This is a genomic window from Azospirillum brasilense, from assembly GCF_008365405.1.
Lineage (GTDB): Bacteria > Pseudomonadota > Alphaproteobacteria > Azospirillales > Azospirillaceae > Azospirillum > Azospirillum brasilense_D.
The window spans coordinates 58,106-74,647 of record NZ_QOKV01000010.1 but is presented as its reverse complement, the minus strand read 5'-3'; the positions used below and the strand labels follow the sequence as shown (position 1 = coordinate 74,647).

Here is a 16,542-nt window from a genome sequence, read left to right as displayed (position 1 = left end):
CGGCCGCAGTCTCAGGCGGTCACCGCCTCCATGGTCACGGCCTTGACCGGGCACACGCCCACGCAGTCGCCGCAGCCGGAGCAGCCACCCTCCTCGACGATCGGCAGCCAGCGGCCGCGCCCCAGCGGACGGAAACGGATCGCGCCGCGGTCGCAATGGTCGCCGCACATCCGGCAATCGGTCCCGATATAGGACAGGCACGCCGCGCCGATACGCGCCTCCAACGCTTGCGGTGCCGCCGATGGTGTTTGGGGCCTCGCCGGTTCGGACCGGAAGCGCCCTCGGAAAAGATCCGCGCGACTGACCGCCATGATGGCCGCCCTCTCCTTCCTTTTCCGCTGTGTCGTCCTTGCTGCATTCGCGAATGCCGAGCATCGGCGATGGCGGTACACTGACCTTTCGTGCACCACCCGACCTTGACCGTCGTCAAGGTCCGCACCGCACCGGAAGGAAGGACGGCATGGTCCCCATCGGCAACACCACGGCGCGCTGGATGACGCTTCGTTACGGGCTGGCGCTCGGGGTGATCGCGCTGTGCACGCTGGCCGGCTTCATCATGACCGAGCGGGTCATCGACCAGCACGCCGACATGCTGGAGGTCGTGAACATTTCGGGACGCCAGCGCATGCTGTCCCAGCGTACCGCCCTGCTGGCGGAGCAGCTCCGCAACGCCCCGACCGACGCCGAGCGGCGCGCGCTGACCGCTCGGCTGGCCGAGGCGACCGACATGTTCGAGAACGCCCATCGGCGCCTGACCGGCGCCGACGAGGGGCCGGCGATGGGCAAGGACGTGCGGCGGCTCTATTTCGACGGGCCGGAACCGCTGAACGATCTGGTGCTCCGCCACATCGCCGCGCTCCGTGCTGTGATCGCCGCCGGCCCCGCCGGCCTGCCCCGCGCCATGCCTGAGGCCGACCTCGTCACCCATCAGGCGCTCGGCCCGCTGCTGGCGGGGCTGGAGGACATGGTGGCGCGCTACCAGGAGGCGGGCGAGCGTGGCTTTGCCACCCTGCACAATCTGGGCTTCGCCGCCCTGATCCTGACGCTGCTGACCCTATGCGCCGAGGTGCTGGTGATCTTCCGCCCGATGGTCCGGCAGGTGCAGCGCCAGTTCGCCGACATCACCCGCATGACTCAGGCGCTGGAGCAGACCAACGTCACTCTGGAAGCCCAGGTGCGCGCCCGCACCGCCGAGCTGCACACCGCCAAGGTGGCGGCGGAACAGGCCCATCTGGCGAAGTCGCGCTTCCTCGCCCACGCCGGGCACGACCTGAAGCAGCCCCTCCAAGCCATCAACATGTTCACCGGCATGCTGGAACGGCAGCTCGACAAACCCCGCGCCCTGGCCCTGGTGAAGGATCTGCGGCTGGCCCAGCGGTCCATGCACGACCTGTTGAACGCCATCCTGGACATCTCGAAGCTGGAATCCGGCGTGGTCGAGCCGAAACCCGCCGACGTCGCCTTGTCTGCCCTGTTCGACCAGTTGGAAGCGGAGTTCACCGGGATCGCCGAGGATAAGGGGCTGCGGCTGCGCATCGTGCCGACGGACCTCTCCGTGCGGACGGACCCCTTCCTGCTGGAACGCATCCTGCGCAACCTGCTGACGAACGCGGTGCGCTACACCGAACAGGGCGGCGTGCTGATGGGTTGCCGGCGCCGCGGCGGCACGGCATGGATCGAGGTCTACGACACGGGCCGAGGCATCGCCGAGGCCGACCGCCGGCGCATTTTCGAGGAGTTCGTCCAGCTCGATCGGCCCGACCGCGACCGCAGCGAGGGAATCGGGCTTGGCTTGGCCATCGTCGACCGGCTGGCCCGGCTGCTCGGCCACCCGCTGGAGCTTCGCTCCGTCGAGGGGCGCGGAACGGTGTTCTCCGTGGGAGTCCCCTTGGTCCCCAGCTTACACGAGACGGTCGTGGCCTGATTCCTTGACCAGAAGCACCGCCTGGGTCCGGCTGCCCACCCCGAGCGCCTTCAGCACGCCTGTGACGTGTGTCTTGACGGTGGACAGGTTCAGGCCCAGACGCTCCCCGATCTCCTGGTTCGATAGGCCCTGAGCCAACAGGTCCAGGACCTCCAACTGGCGGCGGGTCATGCCGTCGAAGACGCTCGGCTCATGCGGCTTCGCGATGGCCGGCGCCTGGGCGATTCCCGGCATGCCGAGCACCGGCGGCACGTAGGAGCCACCGGCCATGACCAGACGCAGGATGTTCACGACCAGCACGTCGTCTGTGGATTTCGGGATGAAGGCCCGCACCCCGCGCGACAGCACGGCGCGCATCTCGTCCGGCGAGTCGATCATCGAGAAGACGACGACCGGCACCGGCGCCACCCGCTTCACCACCGCCTCCACATCGTCCAGCCCACCGAGGCCCGGCATGCGCAAATCCATGATGATGAGGTCGTAGGGTCCCTGGTCCAGCAGCTGGATCAACTGACCGAAGCTGGTCGCCGCCGCCACGCTGGCCTGTTCGTCCAGCTCCCCGACCAGATGGGTCAGGCCACTGCGAACGATGGAGTGATCGTCGGCGATCAATACCTGCATGACAACCCTGCTTCGGCGGAGGCGGCTGGTGGGGACGACCCAATGGGACAGGGTCCGCTGGGACCGGGCCGGACTCGGTCGTCTCAAACCAAAGTGCGGCTTCCGGTATGAACCTCATACGCCGACGGGAGGTTTCATGCCACAATTGATGCATGATTCCGCAATGCCGCGCGTGCTTCTGCCGCAGATGCGAAAAAGGCGCCGCGGAGGCGGCGCCCTTCTCTCGCTCCTGATCACGCCGATCGGCCCCGAAGGACGCCGGCGGCCCGCCGGATCACTGCACGCGGATGAGTATCTGCGCGCGGCGGTTCGACGGCTCGCGGACGTTCGCACCGGTGTTCACCAGGAGCTGGGTCTCGCCCTTGCCCTCGACGGTGATCTGGTTGGCGGCGACACCCTTGCCGACCAGCGCGTTCTTCACCGCGTCGGCGCGGCGCAGCGAGAGCCGCTGGTTGTAGGCCGGCGAGCCCGAGGTGTCGGTGTGGCCGACCACATGGATGCTGACCGCCCGCACCTGACCGGCGGAGGCGGCGGCATCGCCGATGATCTTGTCGGACGCCGCCGTGATGTTGGCCTTGTCCCAGTCGAAGAACACCAGATACTCCGACTGCGGCTGCGCCTGCACCGGGGCCGCCGGAGCGACGGCCGCCGCCGCCGGGGCCGCCGCCGGGGCGCCGAAGGTGTAGCGAAGACCGGCCATGACGGTGTGGTTCTGATACTCGCCCTTCACGGTGGAGCTGGCGAGGCCGGCCGGGCCGCCCAGATCGAACTTCGGATCGAGCGTCGCGAAGTAGCGGTAATCCAGCGTCAGGGCCAGGTTCTGGCTCAGGGCGTAGGACACGCCGGCGATGCCCTGATAGGCGAACACCCAGTCGCGGTCATCGAAACCGCCGAGGTCCAGACGGACCTGGGCGATACCGGCGCCGACGCCGATGTAGGGCGTGAAGGCGGTGCCCGTGTTGATGTCGTACAGCACGTTGCCCATGAAGGCGAGCGAGCTGGCCTTGCCGCCCAGACCGTTCACCGCCGCGTTGGCGCTGTCGGTGCTGTCGATCGCGTTGCGCCAGCGCCACGCGAACTCCAACTCGGCGCGCGGGCCGGCGGCCGTCGCGTAGCCGGCGGAGATGTCGCCGATGCCGCCCAGCTTGAAGCTGGTGCTGGCGTCCGTCGGGGTGTTCTCGAAGCGCAGATCGGCGTCGCGCGTCCAGTTCACGCCGGCGCCGGCGCCGACGTAAAAGCCCTCGGTCGCGGCCATGGCGGCGGTCGGCAGCATCGCCGCGAGCGCCGTTCCGAGCAGAATCCCACGCAGAGTCATTTTCTTCTTTCCTTTGTGCACGGCGTTGCCGGGGCTGTCGAAGCGAACCGTTCGAAAGGCGGATGTCTGAAGACTCCAGCCTTCATCGGGCAAGCCCGCCGCATTCCGTCGGCGGTTGAAGCGTCATGACTTCGAGATATCAGCAACCACCCACCGTCACAAGTCCTCTGCGACAAGATGAACAGAGATGTTGCATTTCTGCATTACCCGAACGTTCGTCACACTCTTCATATTCCTTCGAGAACAAAGCAATCGCTCGCCGAATTCTTCCTAATCCCATTGGGTGAGGCGCATGACTTTTGGGGTATTTTTGCAGTTAGCACAAACAATCCAGACACACGAAAGCACCCCGCCTTCGGCAGGAGCAGCACACCCACGGAGTCACTGACAAGAAGCCGACGGAACCGGCGCCGGCGTCCCGCTCAATCCTGCGGTTCGGCGACCGTTTCGAACTGGGTGGGGTCAAGAAGGGCGGAAACCGCCAGGGTTTTCAGAGTCTTGTGGTCGTCGGACCGCTGAAGTTGGGCGTGCTGGGTGCCCAGCCCATCCTTGCGGATGGCGATCACCTGCCAGATGCCTCCGCCGGGGCCCAATTTGCGGAACATCTGGCCTTCGACGACTTCGCGCTTTCTGCGCATATCCGATCTCCAAAACCCAAAAACGTCAAACCCGCCAACCTCGCGGATACGGCAGGCCATTCAAACACCAAACCGCCCCCGGTTGGCGAGTGTCCGTTGTGCGCGCCACGCATACCGAAGCCGGGATGTAGCGGTGCTGCAACAACCGTCTTCGCACCTGCGGAACAAACCGCCGACCCGCCGTGTTGATGCCGTCATGAAAATCGATCACGACGTGCTCCTGTTCGCGACCCGCCTCGTGGAAGAACTGGGCGAGTCCGCCATCCGCATCAGCCGCGTCCGCCTCGTCGAACTCACGGCTGCGAACAACCTGCGCGCCGCCGCCTTCTGGCGCGACGTGATGAACACCTCCGAGAGGCTTCTGGCGGAGCGCTCCCCGGCTTTGGCCCCTCCTCCGACATCCCCTCCAATGGCTCCTTCGATGACGGCGCAGCCGGCCACCCTCTGAACCACACCGCAGACACCACGCCACGCAAAAGGCCCGGCGGTTTCCCGCCGGGCCTTTGCACGACTTCATTTCCCTGAGGAAACCAGATCGTACGTCCGGGACGTTGGCCCCGGCTTACTTGACCCCAGCTTACTTGACCTGGGCGTACTGGCCGTTGTTCCAGCGGTACCAGACATAAGCCGGCGAGGTCACGTCGCCCTTGGCGTCGAAGCCGATCTTGCCGATCACTGTGTTGTAGCTGTTCTTGCGCAGAACGTCGGCGATCTTGGCCGAGTCGGTCGAGTTGGCCTGCTTGGCCGCCTCCGCCCAGATCTGCAGAGCGGCGTAGGTGTAGAGGGTGTAGCCCTCCGGCTCATAGCCGGCCTTGCGGAACTTCTCCACGGCTTCCTTGGCTTCCGGCATCTCGCGCGGGTCCGGGCCGAAGGTCATCATGGTGTTCTCGCCGGCCGGACCGGTGATCGCCCAATACTCGTTGGTCACCAGCGCGTCGCCCGACACGATCGGGGCGTTCAGGCCCTGATCCTTCATCTGGCGGGCCAGCAGACCGGCTTCGGTGTGGTAGCCACCGACATAGACGACGTCGACGGCTTCCTGCTTCAGCTTGGACACCAGCGCCGAGTAGTCCTTCTCACCCGCCGTGTAGGCTTCGTAGACCTTCTCCTTCTGGCCGCCGGCGTTCAGCGCCTTCTGCGTCTCGTCGGCGAGTCCCTTACCGTAGGCGGACTTGTCGTGCAGGATCGCGACGTTCTTACCCTTGTAGTTGTCCAGCAGATACTTGCCGGCGATCTGGCCCTGCTGGTCGTCACGGCCGCAGACGCGCAGCACGTTCTTCAGACCCTGCTCGGTCAGCTTCGGGTTGGTCGAGGCCGGGGAGATCTGCAGGACGCCTTCCTCGGCATAGACCTGCGAGGCCGGGATCGAGGAGCCCGAGCAGAAGTGACCGGCGACGAATTTCACGCCCGCCTTGGCGAGCTGGTTCGCCACGGCGACGGCCTGCTTCGGGTCGCAGGCGTCGTCGCCCACTTCCAGCTTCAGCTTCTGGCCCAGGACACCGCCGGCGGCGTTGATGTCGGCAACCGCCTGCTCCATGCCCTTCTTCATCTGCTCGCCGAAGGTGGCGTACTGGCCGGTGATCGGGCCGGCGGTCGCCACCGCGATGTCGGCCTTCGCCACCGAGGCGGTCATAGCGGTCGCCGCAACCGCAACGAGGAGGGAAAGCTTGTAGTTCATAGTTTCGTTGGCTCCCTGTTATGAGTCGTACGCCGGCCCCGCCGGGGCCTTTTCACCGGTCCCCCAAGGGCTGGGGGCGCCGGTGCCGACAAGGTTCCACTATAGTCCGATCATCGCCAAGTGCGACAGTTTCACCCGCGTCCTGGTCGCGATCGGACCCATGGAATTCGCAATCATTCGGCGAGCGTTCCGCCGACGCGCTCGCGCCAGCCGAAGGGTCCGGAACGCTCATACAGCCAAGGATACTGGGACACCATCCGGCGCGCCATCGAAATGCGGTACGTGGTCAGGGTGATCGCGCCGATCACCAGGGTGTGCACCACGAATCCATACACCGACAGGAGCTGGCCACCGAACAGGCCCCAGACCAGGAACCGGTCGCCCAAGCCCAGCAGAACGGAGTAGGCGATGGCGCTCGACACGGGCTTCCAGCCCTCGGCCAGGGTCTGGCCGGTCAGAACGCCGCAGCCGCCGAACACCAGGACCGTCAGGCCCAGGAACACCGGCAGAGAGGACCCGAGAACGCCGTCCATCAGTGACCTCCCTCCAGATAGGCCGAGCGAACTTCCTCGTTCGCCAGCAGTTCGGCACCGGTCCCCGACATGGTGACCTTGCCGTTGACCATCACATAGCCGCGGTGGGCGAGCTTCAGCGCGTGGAAGGCGTTCTGCTCGACCATGAACACGGTCATCTTCTGCTCGCGGTTGATGTCCTTCACCGCCTGGAAGATCTGTTTCACCACCAGCGGGGCGAGGCCCAGGGACGGTTCGTCGAGAAGCAGCAGCCGCGGCTGGCTCATCAGCGCGCGGCCGATGGCCAGCATCTGCTGCTCACCGCCCGACATGGTGCCGGCGCGCTGGCTGATGCGTTCCTTCAGGCGCGGGAACAGAGTCAGGACCCGCTCCAGCTCGTTGGCGAAGCTGCCCGGCTTGGCGGTGATGGACCCCATCTGCAGGTTCTCCAGCACGCTCATGCGCGGGAAGATCCGGCGGCCTTCCGGCGACTGGGCGATGCCCAGGCGGACCAGCTCGTAGGTGGGCATCTGCGTGATGTCCTGCCCTTCGAACGTGATCCGCCCCATGCGGGCGCGCGGACTGCCGCAGATGGTCATGAGAAGCGTGGACTTGCCGGCGCCGTTGGCGCCGATCAGCGAGACGATCTCGCCGGCCCCGATCTCGATGTCGACCCCCTTCAGCGCCTCGATGGCGCCGTAGAAGGTGTGGACGCCCGATACCTTCAGCATGGCTCAGGCCCCCTCCCCGGCTCGCTTGGCGACCTCCGGCAGGTCGGCCTTGATCTCCGGCGGCAACTCCTCGTCCTCTTCCTCGCCCAGATAGGCGCGGATGACCGCCGGGTCGTTCTTGACGAAGGCCGGATCGCCGTCGGAGATCTTCCGCCCGTAATCCAGCACCACGACATGGTCGGAAATGCTCATCACCACGCTCATGTCATGCTCGATCAGCAGGACGCCGATCTTGTGCTCGTCGCGGATGTAGGTGAGCAGATCGGCCAGTTCGCCCGACTCGCGCGGGTTGAGGCCCGCCGCCGGCTCGTCCAGGCAGAGCATCACCGGCTCCGTGCACATGGCGCGGGCGATCTCCAGCCGGCGCTGGGCGCCGTAGGGGAGATTGCCCGCCTCCCAGTCCGCGAACTCGAGCAGGCGGACGCGGTCCAGCCAGTATTTGGCCAGATCGACCGCCTCCCGCTCCGTCCTGGTGTAGGACGGCAGGCCGAGCAGGCCGGCGATGGAGAAGCCCGAGGCGCGGATCAGCTTGTTGTGCTGGGCGACGATCAGGTTCTCCAGGACGCTCATGCCGCCGAACAGGCGGATGTTCTGGAAGGTGCGGGCGACGCTGGCCTTCTGCGAGATGCGATAGCCCGGCATCCGCTCCAGCAGGAACTCCTTCCCGTTGGCGTGGCGCAGCGTCAGCCGGCCCACCGTGGGGGTGTAGAAGCCGGTGATGCAGTTGAACAGCGTGGTCTTGCCGGCGCCGTTCGGGCCGATGATCGCGGTGATCTCGCCGTTGTTGGCCGAGAAGGAGACGTCGTTGACCGCCACCAGCCCGCCGAAGCGCATGGTGAGGTGTTCGACCGTCAGCAGGGGCGTGGTGGTCATGGATTGTGTCGTCATCACTTCGCGCTCCCCCCGGCAATACCCTGGCCGCCGGCGGCGGCGGTGCCCGCGGCGGGGCCGCCGGCTCCACCCTTGGGGCGGCCGTGCAGGAGGATGGTCGGGTCGCGGTGGGCCAGCAGGCCGCGCGGACGCCACAGCATGATCAGCACCATGCCCATGCCGAACGCCAGCATGCGGTAGTCGGCCAGTTCACGGAAGGCTTCCGGCAGGCCGATGACCAGAAGGGACGCCACGACGACGCCGATCTGGCTGCCCATGCCGCCCAGCACGACGATGGCGAGGATGATCGCCGATTCGATGAAGGTGAAGCTCTCCGGGCTGATGAAGCCCTGCCGGGTGGCGAAGAAGGACCCGGCGAAACCGCCGAACATCGCCGCGATGGCGAAGGCCGCCAGCTTCATGTTCGTGCGGTTGATGCCCAGCGAGGCGCAGGCGATGTCATCCTCGCGCAGCGCTTCCCAGGCACGGCCCAGCGGCAGCTTGCGGACGCGCATGGTGAACAGGTTCACGACGAGCGCCAGCACGAGGATCAGATAATAGAGGAAGATGATCCGGTGCAGCGGGCTGAACTCCAGGCCGAACATCTCGTGGAAGGCCGCGGTACCCTCCGCCGGAGTCCGCGTGAAGTCGGCGAGGCCGAAGAAGCTCGGGCGCGGAATGCCGGAGATGCCGTTGGGACCGCCGGTGAATTGATACCAGTTGATCAGGATGATGCGGATGATCTCGCCGAAGCCCAGCGTCACGATGGCGAAATAGTCGCCGCGCAGGCGCAGGACCGGGAAGCCCAGCAGAACGCCCGACATCGCCGCGAGGAAGCCGGCGAGCGGCAGGCAGACCCAGAAGCTGAAGCCGAAATAATGGGCCAGCAGCGCGTAGGAGTAGGCGCCCACCGCGTAGAAGGCCACGTAGCCGAGGTCGAGCAGGCCGGCGAGGCCGACCACGATGTTCAGCCCCCAGCCCAGCATGACGTAGGTCAGCAGCAGGATGCCGATGTCCAGCAGCTGGCGGTCGGCCAGCGGCGTGAACGGGAAGGCCAGCGCGACGACGACGGCGATCGGACCGAGCCAGCGGGACGCGTGCTGCACCTGCGCCGCGATGTGGTCCATCCGCTTGTCGCGCTCCGCCTGCGACAGCTTGGAACGGCCGGTGCGGATCGCCAGGATGGCGCGGATCGCGATGACCGCGCCACCGGCGATCAGGATGACCCGCAGGGCCTCCGTCGGCATGGCGATGAAAAAGCCCGCGGCGGTGGCGGCGGCGGCCAGCACCAGGACGGTGACGGCGTGGCCCTCGCGGATCAGGCAGAGGCCGAGACGGCCGAGGAAGACCAGTCCGACGGCGGCGGCCACCTCGTTCCAGCGGGTCTCCAGCCCGAGGCCGGTGGGACGGTCCACCGTGCGCAGGCCGACCAGCGGGATCGTCAGGAGAAGGGCGACGAAGGCGGTCATCGCCGCCTCCTTCAGGATCGCGGGCCAGGCGATGGCCCGCGGCGAAGACAGGGAAATCGCGGTCATGGCCTCACACCTTCTCGATTTCCGGACGGCCCAGCAGGCCGGTCGGACGGAAGATCAGGACGAGCACGAGAATCGTGAAGGTCGCCACGTCTTTCCATTCGCTGCCCATGTAGCCCGACCAGAAGGCCTCGATCAGACCGATGACCACGCCGCCCAGCATGGCGCCCGGCAGCGAGCCGATGCCGCCGAGCACCGCGGCGGTGAAGGCCTTAACGCCGGCCAGGAAGCCGATGTAGAAGTCGATCACGCCGTAGATCAGCAGGACCATCATGCCCGCCACGGCGGCCAGGGCGGCGCCCATGACGAAGGTCAGCGAGATGACGCGGTCGACGTTGACGCCCAGCAGGCCGGCCATCTTCTTGTCCTGCTCGCAGGCGCGCTGGGCGCGGCCGAGCGAGGTGCGGGTGATGAGCTGGGTGAAGCCGTACATCAGCGCGATCGTGATGACGATCGTCGCCAGACGCACATAGCTGACCGACACCGCGCCGTCCATCATGGTCAGGTTGCCCGGCAGGATCGGCTGCAGCGGCTTGCTGCGGGCGCCCTGTAGGATCTGAACGTAGTTCTGCAGGAAGATCGACATGCCGATCGCCGAGATCAGCGGCGCCAGACGCGGCGAGCTGCGCAGCGGGCGATAGGCGATGCGTTCCACCGTCCATCCGTAGACGGCGGTGAACAGCATCGACGCGACCAGCATGACGAGAAGGGCCAGCGGAACCCAGGTGATCCCCAGGCTGCCGATGGCCAGGAAGGTGATGAGGGCCACGAAGGCGCCGATCATATAGATCTCGCCGTGGGCGAAGTTGATCATGCCGATGATGCCGTACACCATCGTGTATCCGATCGCGATGAGGCCGTAGATGGCGCCCAGCGACAGGCCGTTGATCAACTGCTGAAGAAAATATTCCATTGTCTTACCTCGCCTCGGCGCGATGCGCAGGCTTCGGCGAGCGAGACAAGCGCGCTCGTACACCAGTCACGTGAAGTGCCACTCCCCGAATTGGCTTACCCGGGCTCTTGAGCGCGGGGCCAAGATTGTTGTGTGAGCGGAACGTTAGCCCAGCGGCTCTCAACAGAGCAAGAGGGCAAACCCGCACTCTATATGCGGTAATACCAATTTTCCGAGAATTTGCAATATCGATTCATGTCAGTTCCGTGAAGTTTGCGCTTGCCTTCTACCATAGCGAATGCATCGCATGAAAAAAGCCCTCTCCACCATGGTGAAGAGGGCTTCGCAACAACTGTGCCACTGCTGCGATGCATGATGCCGGATCGCCTATGACCTCCGGCATCACCATCGATACTGGCCGGTCAGCGCTTGGCGGAGACCACCTGGGTCTTCGCCGGGGCCTTGGGCTTTCCGGGGGCCTTGGCCGTCGCCTTGCCGGTCGACTTGGACGGCGCCGCCGCGCTGCCGCCGCGCGAGGCCGGGGCCTGGGCGACGTCGTAATTCACGTCCGGGTTGCTGACGACCTGAACGTCGCACAGCGGCTTTGACGACAAATGCATCAGGCCGGCGCTTTTTTCATCGCCGGTCAGGACGCGGATGTCGTCCGCCGTCAGGTCCATGGCCGCTTTGGAACGGTCCACGAAGTTGGCGCAATAGAGCCCGGTGCCGATCACCGCGGCGCGGCGGCTGACCTCGTTCGCCAGCTCGGTGCGGAACATGTCGAACTGCCGCGTCGCGTTGCCGCCGCCCTTCTTGCGGAAGTGGTCGATCATCGACGCTTCCGAATTGGAGATCAGCGAGCGGTTCTTGATGGTGAAGTCCTGGTACAGGTTGAACGGCTTCTTGTCCGGATTCACCTGCTGGCAGGTCAGCCCGACCACCATCATCTCGGTGTGCATGCGGATGGTCTGCTCCGCGGCATGCTCCGCGCGGCTGTAGCAGGCGCCGGGCTTGGTCGCGGCGCTCTTGGCAGCCGTGCTTTTCGCGGCGGCCGGCTTCGCGGTGGCCTTCGCAGCCGTTTTTTCAGCAGCCGGCTTCGCCGCCTCCTTGGCGACGGCCGGCAGCGCGGTGCCGGCGAACAGCACGGCGAGGCCGACGGCGGCGGCGCTGCGCAAGGTGAAGGAAGGAATGCGATGGGCGGCGCGCTGGCGATTCATCGTTGGTCCGGCTCCGGTGGCCCTGATTGACGGGCGGAATCCGACGGATCACGCCCTCTCCTTCGCTGGTTCTACAAGATCCCGACAGACGGTCAACCCATATCGCCGGAGCAAAGACCATTTGTCCCAGCCTGTGGCGCGAGAGTCGCCAGAGAGGTCGGATGGTTGCTTGGCTTGCGGGTCGCCGGTCTTTCCCAGTATTGCAACAGTCCCGGCGTCCGTCTGTGACGCGGGCCACACATCAGGGCAATTTTCCCCATGAAGCGCACCGACCTTCCTCCTTCGCTCATCCGCATCGGCATCGACCTCGGCGGCACAAAGACGGAAGGGATCGCGCTCGGCGCGGCCGGAGAGGAGCGCGCCCGCTTCCGCGTCCCTACACCACGCGGCGACTACGACGCGACGGTGCGGACCATCGCCGATCTGGTGGCGCAACTGGAGCGCGCGACGGGATCGGCGGACGCCACCGTCGGGGTCGGCATTCCCGGCACCATCTCCCCGGCGACCGGGCTGGTGAAGAACGCCAATTCGACCTGGCTGATCGGCAAGGCCTTCGACCGCGATCTCGCCGCGGCGCTCGAGCGGCCGGTGCGGATCGAGAACGACGCCAACTGTCTGGCGGTGTCGGAGGCGGCGGATGGGGCCGGGGCCGGCTGCGGCGTCGTCTTCGCGGCGATTCTCGGCACCGGCTGCGGGGCGGGAATCGTCGTGGACGGCCGTCCGCTGGGCGGCCGCAACGCCATCGGCGGCGAGTGGGGGCACAACCCCCTGCCCTGGCCCACCGACGAGGAGCGGCCCGGACCGACCTGCTACTGCGGCAAGTCAGGCTGCCTGGAGACCTTCGTGTCCGGCCCCGCGGTCGCCGCCGACCACCGCCGGATCGCCGGGGCGGACCTGACGGTGGAGGCCATCGCCGCGCAGGCGGAGCGCGGCGGCGCCGCCGCCCGCGCCACCCTCGGCCGGCTGGTCGACCGGCTGGGGCGCGGGCTGGCGGGGATCGTCAATGTCCTGGACCCGGACGTGATCGTGCTGGGCGGCGGGCTGTCGAACCTGGAGTTCCTCTACACCGCCCTTCCCCCGGCCATCGCCCGCTGGACCTTCTCGGACAGCGTGGACACCCCGGTCCGCCGCGCCGTCCACGGCGATTCGAGCGGGGTTCGGGGGGCTGCCTGGCTGTGGCGGCCCGAGGAGGCCGCGGCTACCGCTCGAAGGTGTATTCCGGATTGAGCGTCACCTCGCGCGGGGTGCCCGGCACATTGTCGCCGCCACCGCCACGCCGAGCCGCCGTTGCCGCGCCGCGCCCGTCGCGGACCGGGGGCGTCAGCGAGTTGGTCCGGGAGTAGGAGGGGGTGGCGCGGGCCGGATCGGTGCCGTAGCCGCGCGAGCCGGCGCGGAACTGCTCGCCGTTGCCCATGGCGCCCCAATGGGACGGCCGCGCCCCGGGAATCGGTTGGGCCTCTTCCATGCGGCGCATGTGAGGGCCGGTCGGGACCATCTCCTCATACACCCAGGAGGGGTATTCCTGCCTCTGCGCTTCGGCGGGTGCGGCAAAGGCCAGCACCGCGAGGGTCGCTACAGTCATCGTTCGAAGCATGACACGGCGGCCTTCCATCCTTTTGCGTGTGGAGGACGGATTCCGCCGGATGCGGCCGCGCATGTCCAGGGAGGAGGCGGGTTACTCAGCCCGCACCCCCATTCGGCAACCTCTAGCCGGAGGACACCCCATTCCGGCATGTTCAGGGGCGCGGCGCACCATAAAGCGTCAGGGTCAGCCGCTTGCCGGTGTTGTAGTTGAAGCCGGTGAAGCGGCCGAGCGGCTCCGGCTCCGCCCCCTTCAGAGCGGCGCGGAACTGCGCCTCCTCCCGGTCCGTCACCAGAGCCAGCCCGCAGGACGGGTTCTCCGCCAGATGAGCGGCGGCGCCCGTTCCATGGGTCAGGCGCGTGTCGGTTCCCAGCAGGAAGACGAGGCTCGGTTCCGAATAGCCGGCGGAGGCGACCACGCTGTCCGTGCAGGGGCGCACCGCCGCGACCGTCCGCGCGGCCTGCCGGCTGATCCACACGCCGTCGATGCCCGGCAGGACCGCACCATAAGTGCCCGCGTACAGCACCGCCGCCGCCGCCAACCCCGCCGAGAAAGCCGACGTCTCGCGACGCTGGGCGAACAGGCGTACGGCCAGCGCGTACAGCACCAGCACCACCGGCAGCATGGCGACCGCCACCGGATCGACGCGCCCGTCCACCAGATAGGGGATCACCGCGACCGCGACCGTCAGGGCGCCGAAGCCAATGGCCCCGAGAGCGGTGGCGACCGAGAACAGACCCCACCGCGGCGCGTCGGCACGGCGCAGGAAATGCTCGCGCGCCGCGGCGGCGGTCAGGATGGCGATGGCCGGGAAGACCGGCAGCGTGTAGTGCAGCAGCTTGGTCGGCACCGCTTCGAAGACCAGCCAGCTCGGGATGATCCAGGCGACGCAGAAGCGCACGGCGTCCGCCACCGGCCCGGTGCCCTTGCGATGGCGCCACGCCCAGGGAACGGCCAGCAGCGCGATGAAGGACCAAGGCGCGAAGGTCACCCAGAAGGTGCCCAGGTAATAGCCGGGCGGCAGGCCTTTCGCCTCCTGCCCGCTGACCACCTTGCCCATCATGTCGTGGCCGACCGATTCCGCGAAGAAGGCGCCCTTGGTCTTGACCGTGATGGCGATCAGCCAGGGCGCCGCGATGGCGACCACGATGGCGAGGCCGACCAGCGGGCGCAGCCGCTTCAGCCAGCCGGCCCGGCGGTCGAGCACCGCCAGCACCAGCGCCGTCGTGCCGGACACCAGCAGGACGATGGGCCCCTTGATGAGAATGCCCACGCCCGCGGCGATCCAGAAGGCGAGCGGCGCCGCCCAGCCGGACCGCTCCGCATGGCGGTTCAGATAGAGGCTGGCCAGCGCCGCCTGCCCGATCACGATGGTCGAGAGCAGCACCGCGTCGGTCTTCGCCATGCGCGCCTCGACGCCCAGCACGACGCAGGAGGCCATCATCAGTCCGGCGAGAAACCCGACCGTGCCGCCGAACATCCGCGCCCCGGTCCAGGCCGTCGCCAGCACCGCCAGCACCGCCCCGATCAGGGAGGGGATGCGGAAGGTCCAGATTTCCTTCGGCATCCCGCTTGGCCCGTCGACCAGCCGCGTCGCCGCGGTCTGCAGCCAGTAGATGCCCACCGGCTTCTTGTGGCGCGCCTCGTCCTGGAAGCGGATGTCCACATAGTCGCCGCTTTCCAGCATCTGGTGGGACGCCTGGGCGAAGCGCGCCTCGTCGCGGTCGAAGGGCGGCAGATCGAAGAAGCCGGGCAGGAACAGCAGGACGCTGAGCACCGCCAGGGCCAGATAGGCCAGGACCGGCAGGCGGCCGGCCGAGGCCTTCGGCACCGCGCTCACGGCGTGCCCGCCGTGTTGCCGTCCGACCCGCCGTTCCGGCGGTTGTTCAAGACGAAATAGAGGTTCCGGAAATAGATGATGAGGCCCAGCCCTTGCCCGAACATGAACACCGGATCACCCCGCTGGATCGAATAGGCCAAGAGAAGAACCCCGCCGCCGATGGAGAAATACCAGAAGAGGTCCGGCACGATGCTGCGCCGGGCGCGCTCGCTGGCGATCCATTGCACGACGAAGCGCATCATGAAGAGCGCCTGCGCAAAAAAACCGACGCCGACCCAGATCAGGTCGGCGGTGCTTTGGCTCTGATACCAGGCGATGGCGCGTTCGAGCATCGGGCGGCGACCGGTCCGGACGGAAGAGGGATCAGCGGTCTTCGACCGCGGGCGACAGCGCGGTGCGCCGCTTCAGCCAATAGACGCCCAGCAGATCGACCACGCCGATCAGCCCGCGGCGCCAATTGGTGTATTTGGACACGCCGCGTTCCCGCGGGCGGTGGTTGACCGGCACGTAGGCCACCGGATGCCCGTGCGACCGGAACAGGGCGGGCAGGAAGCGGTGCATCGCCCCGAAGAAGGGCAGATCGAGGAAGGCGTCGCGGCGGAACAGCTTCAGCCCGCAGCCGCTGTCGGTGCAGCCGTCCTGAAGGAAGGATTGCCGCACCGCGTTCGCGAAGCGCGAGGCCAGCCGCTTGGACAGCGTGTCCTGCCGCTTCTTGCGCAGACCGCCGACCAGGACCGGCGCATCCGGACCGCCCTTGGCGGCCAGGGCGAACAGGGCGGGGATGTCGGCGGGATCGTTCTGGCCGTCGCCGTCGAGGGTGGCGATCCACTCCCCGCGCGCCGCCTTGACCCCGGTGCGCACGGCCGCGCTCTGCCCGGACCGGCGGACATGGCGGACCAGCCGCAGACGACCCGCGGCGACCACGGGCGCGAGGCGCGTCAGCGTGTCGTCGCTGGACCCATCGTCCACATAGATCACCTCGAAGGCGCGGCCCAGCACGTCGGCGGGCGACAGCGCACGTTCGATCTCTTCGAGAAGGGGAAGGACGTTTTCGGCCTCATTGAAGACCGGAACCACGACCGACAGCCGCACGGGCGGACGGCCCTCGGAATCTACGCTCACTGGATTAATCCCATTCGCCAAGTGGCGGGCAAATTACTCCCGCCGCCCGGCAAACGGTAGAGGAAAAG

General features: G+C 67.3%; 18 protein-coding genes. 3 read left to right on the top strand and 15 right to left on the bottom strand.

The genetic code is table 11. The features are described from left to right. Window positions 1–11: 11 nt before the first annotated feature. Window positions 12–170, bottom strand: a complete 159-nt coding sequence (locus DS837_RS32085; protein ID WP_170295885.1) for a 4Fe-4S dicluster domain-containing protein — start codon at window positions 168–170, stop codon at window positions 12–14. Between the two features lie 290 nt (window positions 171–460). On the opposite strand from DS837_RS32085, the gene DS837_RS16680 reads away from it, so the two are divergent. After that, window positions 461–1,924, top strand: a complete 1,464-nt coding sequence (locus DS837_RS16680; protein ID WP_149165794.1) for an ATP-binding protein — start codon at window positions 461–463, stop codon at window positions 1,922–1,924. Here the strand turns inward: DS837_RS16680 and DS837_RS16675 are convergent. From DS837_RS16675 to DS837_RS16665, 3 genes are all read right to left on the bottom strand, one after another. Beyond that, window positions 1,901–2,545 carry a response regulator transcription factor gene (locus tag DS837_RS16675; protein WP_149165793.1) on the bottom strand — a complete coding sequence of 215 codons (645 nt, stop codon included), beginning with the start codon at window positions 2,543–2,545 and terminating at the stop codon, window positions 1,901–1,903. The genes DS837_RS16680 and DS837_RS16675 overlap by 24 nt on opposite strands. A 274-nt stretch (window positions 2,546–2,819) precedes the next feature. Continuing rightward, the gene (locus tag DS837_RS16670; protein ID WP_149165792.1) at window positions 2,820–3,860 is read right to left on the bottom strand and encodes an OmpA family protein; all 1,041 of its coding nucleotides are present in this window, start codon (window positions 3,858–3,860) and stop codon (window positions 2,820–2,822) included. Window positions 3,861–4,282: 422 nt separating this feature from the next. Continuing rightward, on the bottom strand, window positions 4,283–4,498 hold the full coding sequence (locus DS837_RS16665; protein ID WP_035673571.1) for a hypothetical protein: 216 nt from the start codon (window positions 4,496–4,498) through the stop codon (window positions 4,283–4,285). A gap of 133 nt (window positions 4,499–4,631) precedes the next feature. Here DS837_RS16665 and DS837_RS16660 point away from each other — a divergent pair, with 133 nt between their 5' ends. Further along, window positions 4,632–4,946, top strand: coding sequence for a hypothetical protein (locus tag DS837_RS16660; protein ID WP_247889978.1), 315 nt, complete (start codon window positions 4,632–4,634; stop codon window positions 4,944–4,946). A gap of 129 nt (window positions 4,947–5,075) precedes the next feature. Here DS837_RS16660 and DS837_RS16655 read toward each other — a convergent pair whose 3' ends face one another. The 7 genes from DS837_RS16655 to DS837_RS16625 form a co-directional block, all read right to left on the bottom strand. Beyond that, window positions 5,076–6,176, bottom strand: a complete 1,101-nt coding sequence (locus DS837_RS16655) for a branched-chain amino acid ABC transporter substrate-binding protein (RefSeq protein ID WP_149165791.1) — start codon at window positions 6,174–6,176, stop codon at window positions 5,076–5,078. 173 nt (window positions 6,177–6,349) lie between these two features. Continuing rightward, window positions 6,350–6,709 carry a DUF6867 family protein gene (locus DS837_RS16650; RefSeq protein ID WP_149165790.1) on the bottom strand — a complete coding sequence of 120 codons (360 nt, stop codon included), beginning with the start codon at window positions 6,707–6,709 and terminating at the stop codon, window positions 6,350–6,352. Then, window positions 6,709–7,419 (bottom strand): ABC transporter ATP-binding protein, encoded by a 711-nt coding sequence (locus DS837_RS16645; protein WP_014240352.1) that lies wholly within the window; start codon window positions 7,417–7,419, stop codon window positions 6,709–6,711. Before DS837_RS16645 ends, DS837_RS16650 begins: the two co-directional genes overlap by 1 nt. Before the next feature lie 3 nt (window positions 7,420–7,422). Beyond that, entirely contained in the window at window positions 7,423–8,307 is an 885-nt protein-coding gene (locus tag DS837_RS16640) for an ABC transporter ATP-binding protein (protein ID WP_149165789.1), read from the bottom strand. Beyond that, window positions 8,307–9,824 (bottom strand): high-affinity branched-chain amino acid ABC transporter permease LivM, encoded by a 1,518-nt coding sequence (gene livM / locus DS837_RS16635; protein ID WP_149165788.1) that lies wholly within the window; start codon window positions 9,822–9,824, stop codon window positions 8,307–8,309. Before livM ends, DS837_RS16640 begins: the two co-directional genes overlap by 1 nt. Window positions 9,825–9,828: 4 nt before the next feature. Continuing rightward, the gene (locus DS837_RS16630) at window positions 9,829–10,734 is read right to left on the bottom strand and encodes a branched-chain amino acid ABC transporter permease (protein ID WP_109068303.1); all 906 of its coding nucleotides are present in this window, start codon (window positions 10,732–10,734) and stop codon (window positions 9,829–9,831) included. 401 nt (window positions 10,735–11,135) lie between these two features. Continuing rightward, window positions 11,136–11,930 (bottom strand): hypothetical protein, encoded by a 795-nt coding sequence (locus DS837_RS16625; RefSeq protein WP_149165787.1) that lies wholly within the window; start codon window positions 11,928–11,930, stop codon window positions 11,136–11,138. A gap of 258 nt (window positions 11,931–12,188) precedes the next feature. Here DS837_RS16625 and DS837_RS16620 point away from each other — a divergent pair, with 258 nt between their 5' ends. Further along, window positions 12,189–13,157, top strand: a complete 969-nt coding sequence (locus tag DS837_RS16620) for an ROK family protein (protein WP_149165786.1) — start codon at window positions 12,189–12,191, stop codon at window positions 13,155–13,157. On the opposite strand, the gene DS837_RS16615 is transcribed toward DS837_RS16620, so the two are convergent. From DS837_RS16615 to DS837_RS16600, 4 genes are all read right to left on the bottom strand, one after another. Continuing rightward, window positions 13,129–13,512 carry a hypothetical protein gene (locus DS837_RS16615; RefSeq protein WP_145626580.1) on the bottom strand — a complete coding sequence of 128 codons (384 nt, stop codon included), beginning with the start codon at window positions 13,510–13,512 and terminating at the stop codon, window positions 13,129–13,131. The two genes, DS837_RS16620 and DS837_RS16615, sit on opposite strands and share 29 nt — an antisense overlap. Before the next feature lie 154 nt (window positions 13,513–13,666). Further along, on the bottom strand, window positions 13,667–15,352 hold the full coding sequence (locus DS837_RS16610) for an ArnT family glycosyltransferase (protein ID WP_149165785.1): 1,686 nt from the start codon (window positions 15,350–15,352) through the stop codon (window positions 13,667–13,669). Further along, window positions 15,349–15,684 carry a lipid-A-disaccharide synthase N-terminal domain-containing protein gene (locus DS837_RS16605; RefSeq protein ID WP_149165784.1) on the bottom strand — a complete coding sequence of 112 codons (336 nt, stop codon included), beginning with the start codon at window positions 15,682–15,684 and terminating at the stop codon, window positions 15,349–15,351. The genes DS837_RS16610 and DS837_RS16605 overlap by 4 nt, the downstream gene beginning before the upstream one ends. Before the next feature lie 31 nt (window positions 15,685–15,715). Then, the gene (locus DS837_RS16600; RefSeq protein WP_094306301.1) at window positions 15,716–16,474 is read right to left on the bottom strand and encodes a glycosyltransferase family 2 protein; all 759 of its coding nucleotides are present in this window, start codon (window positions 16,472–16,474) and stop codon (window positions 15,716–15,718) included. Window positions 16,475–16,542: the final 68 nt, after the last annotated feature.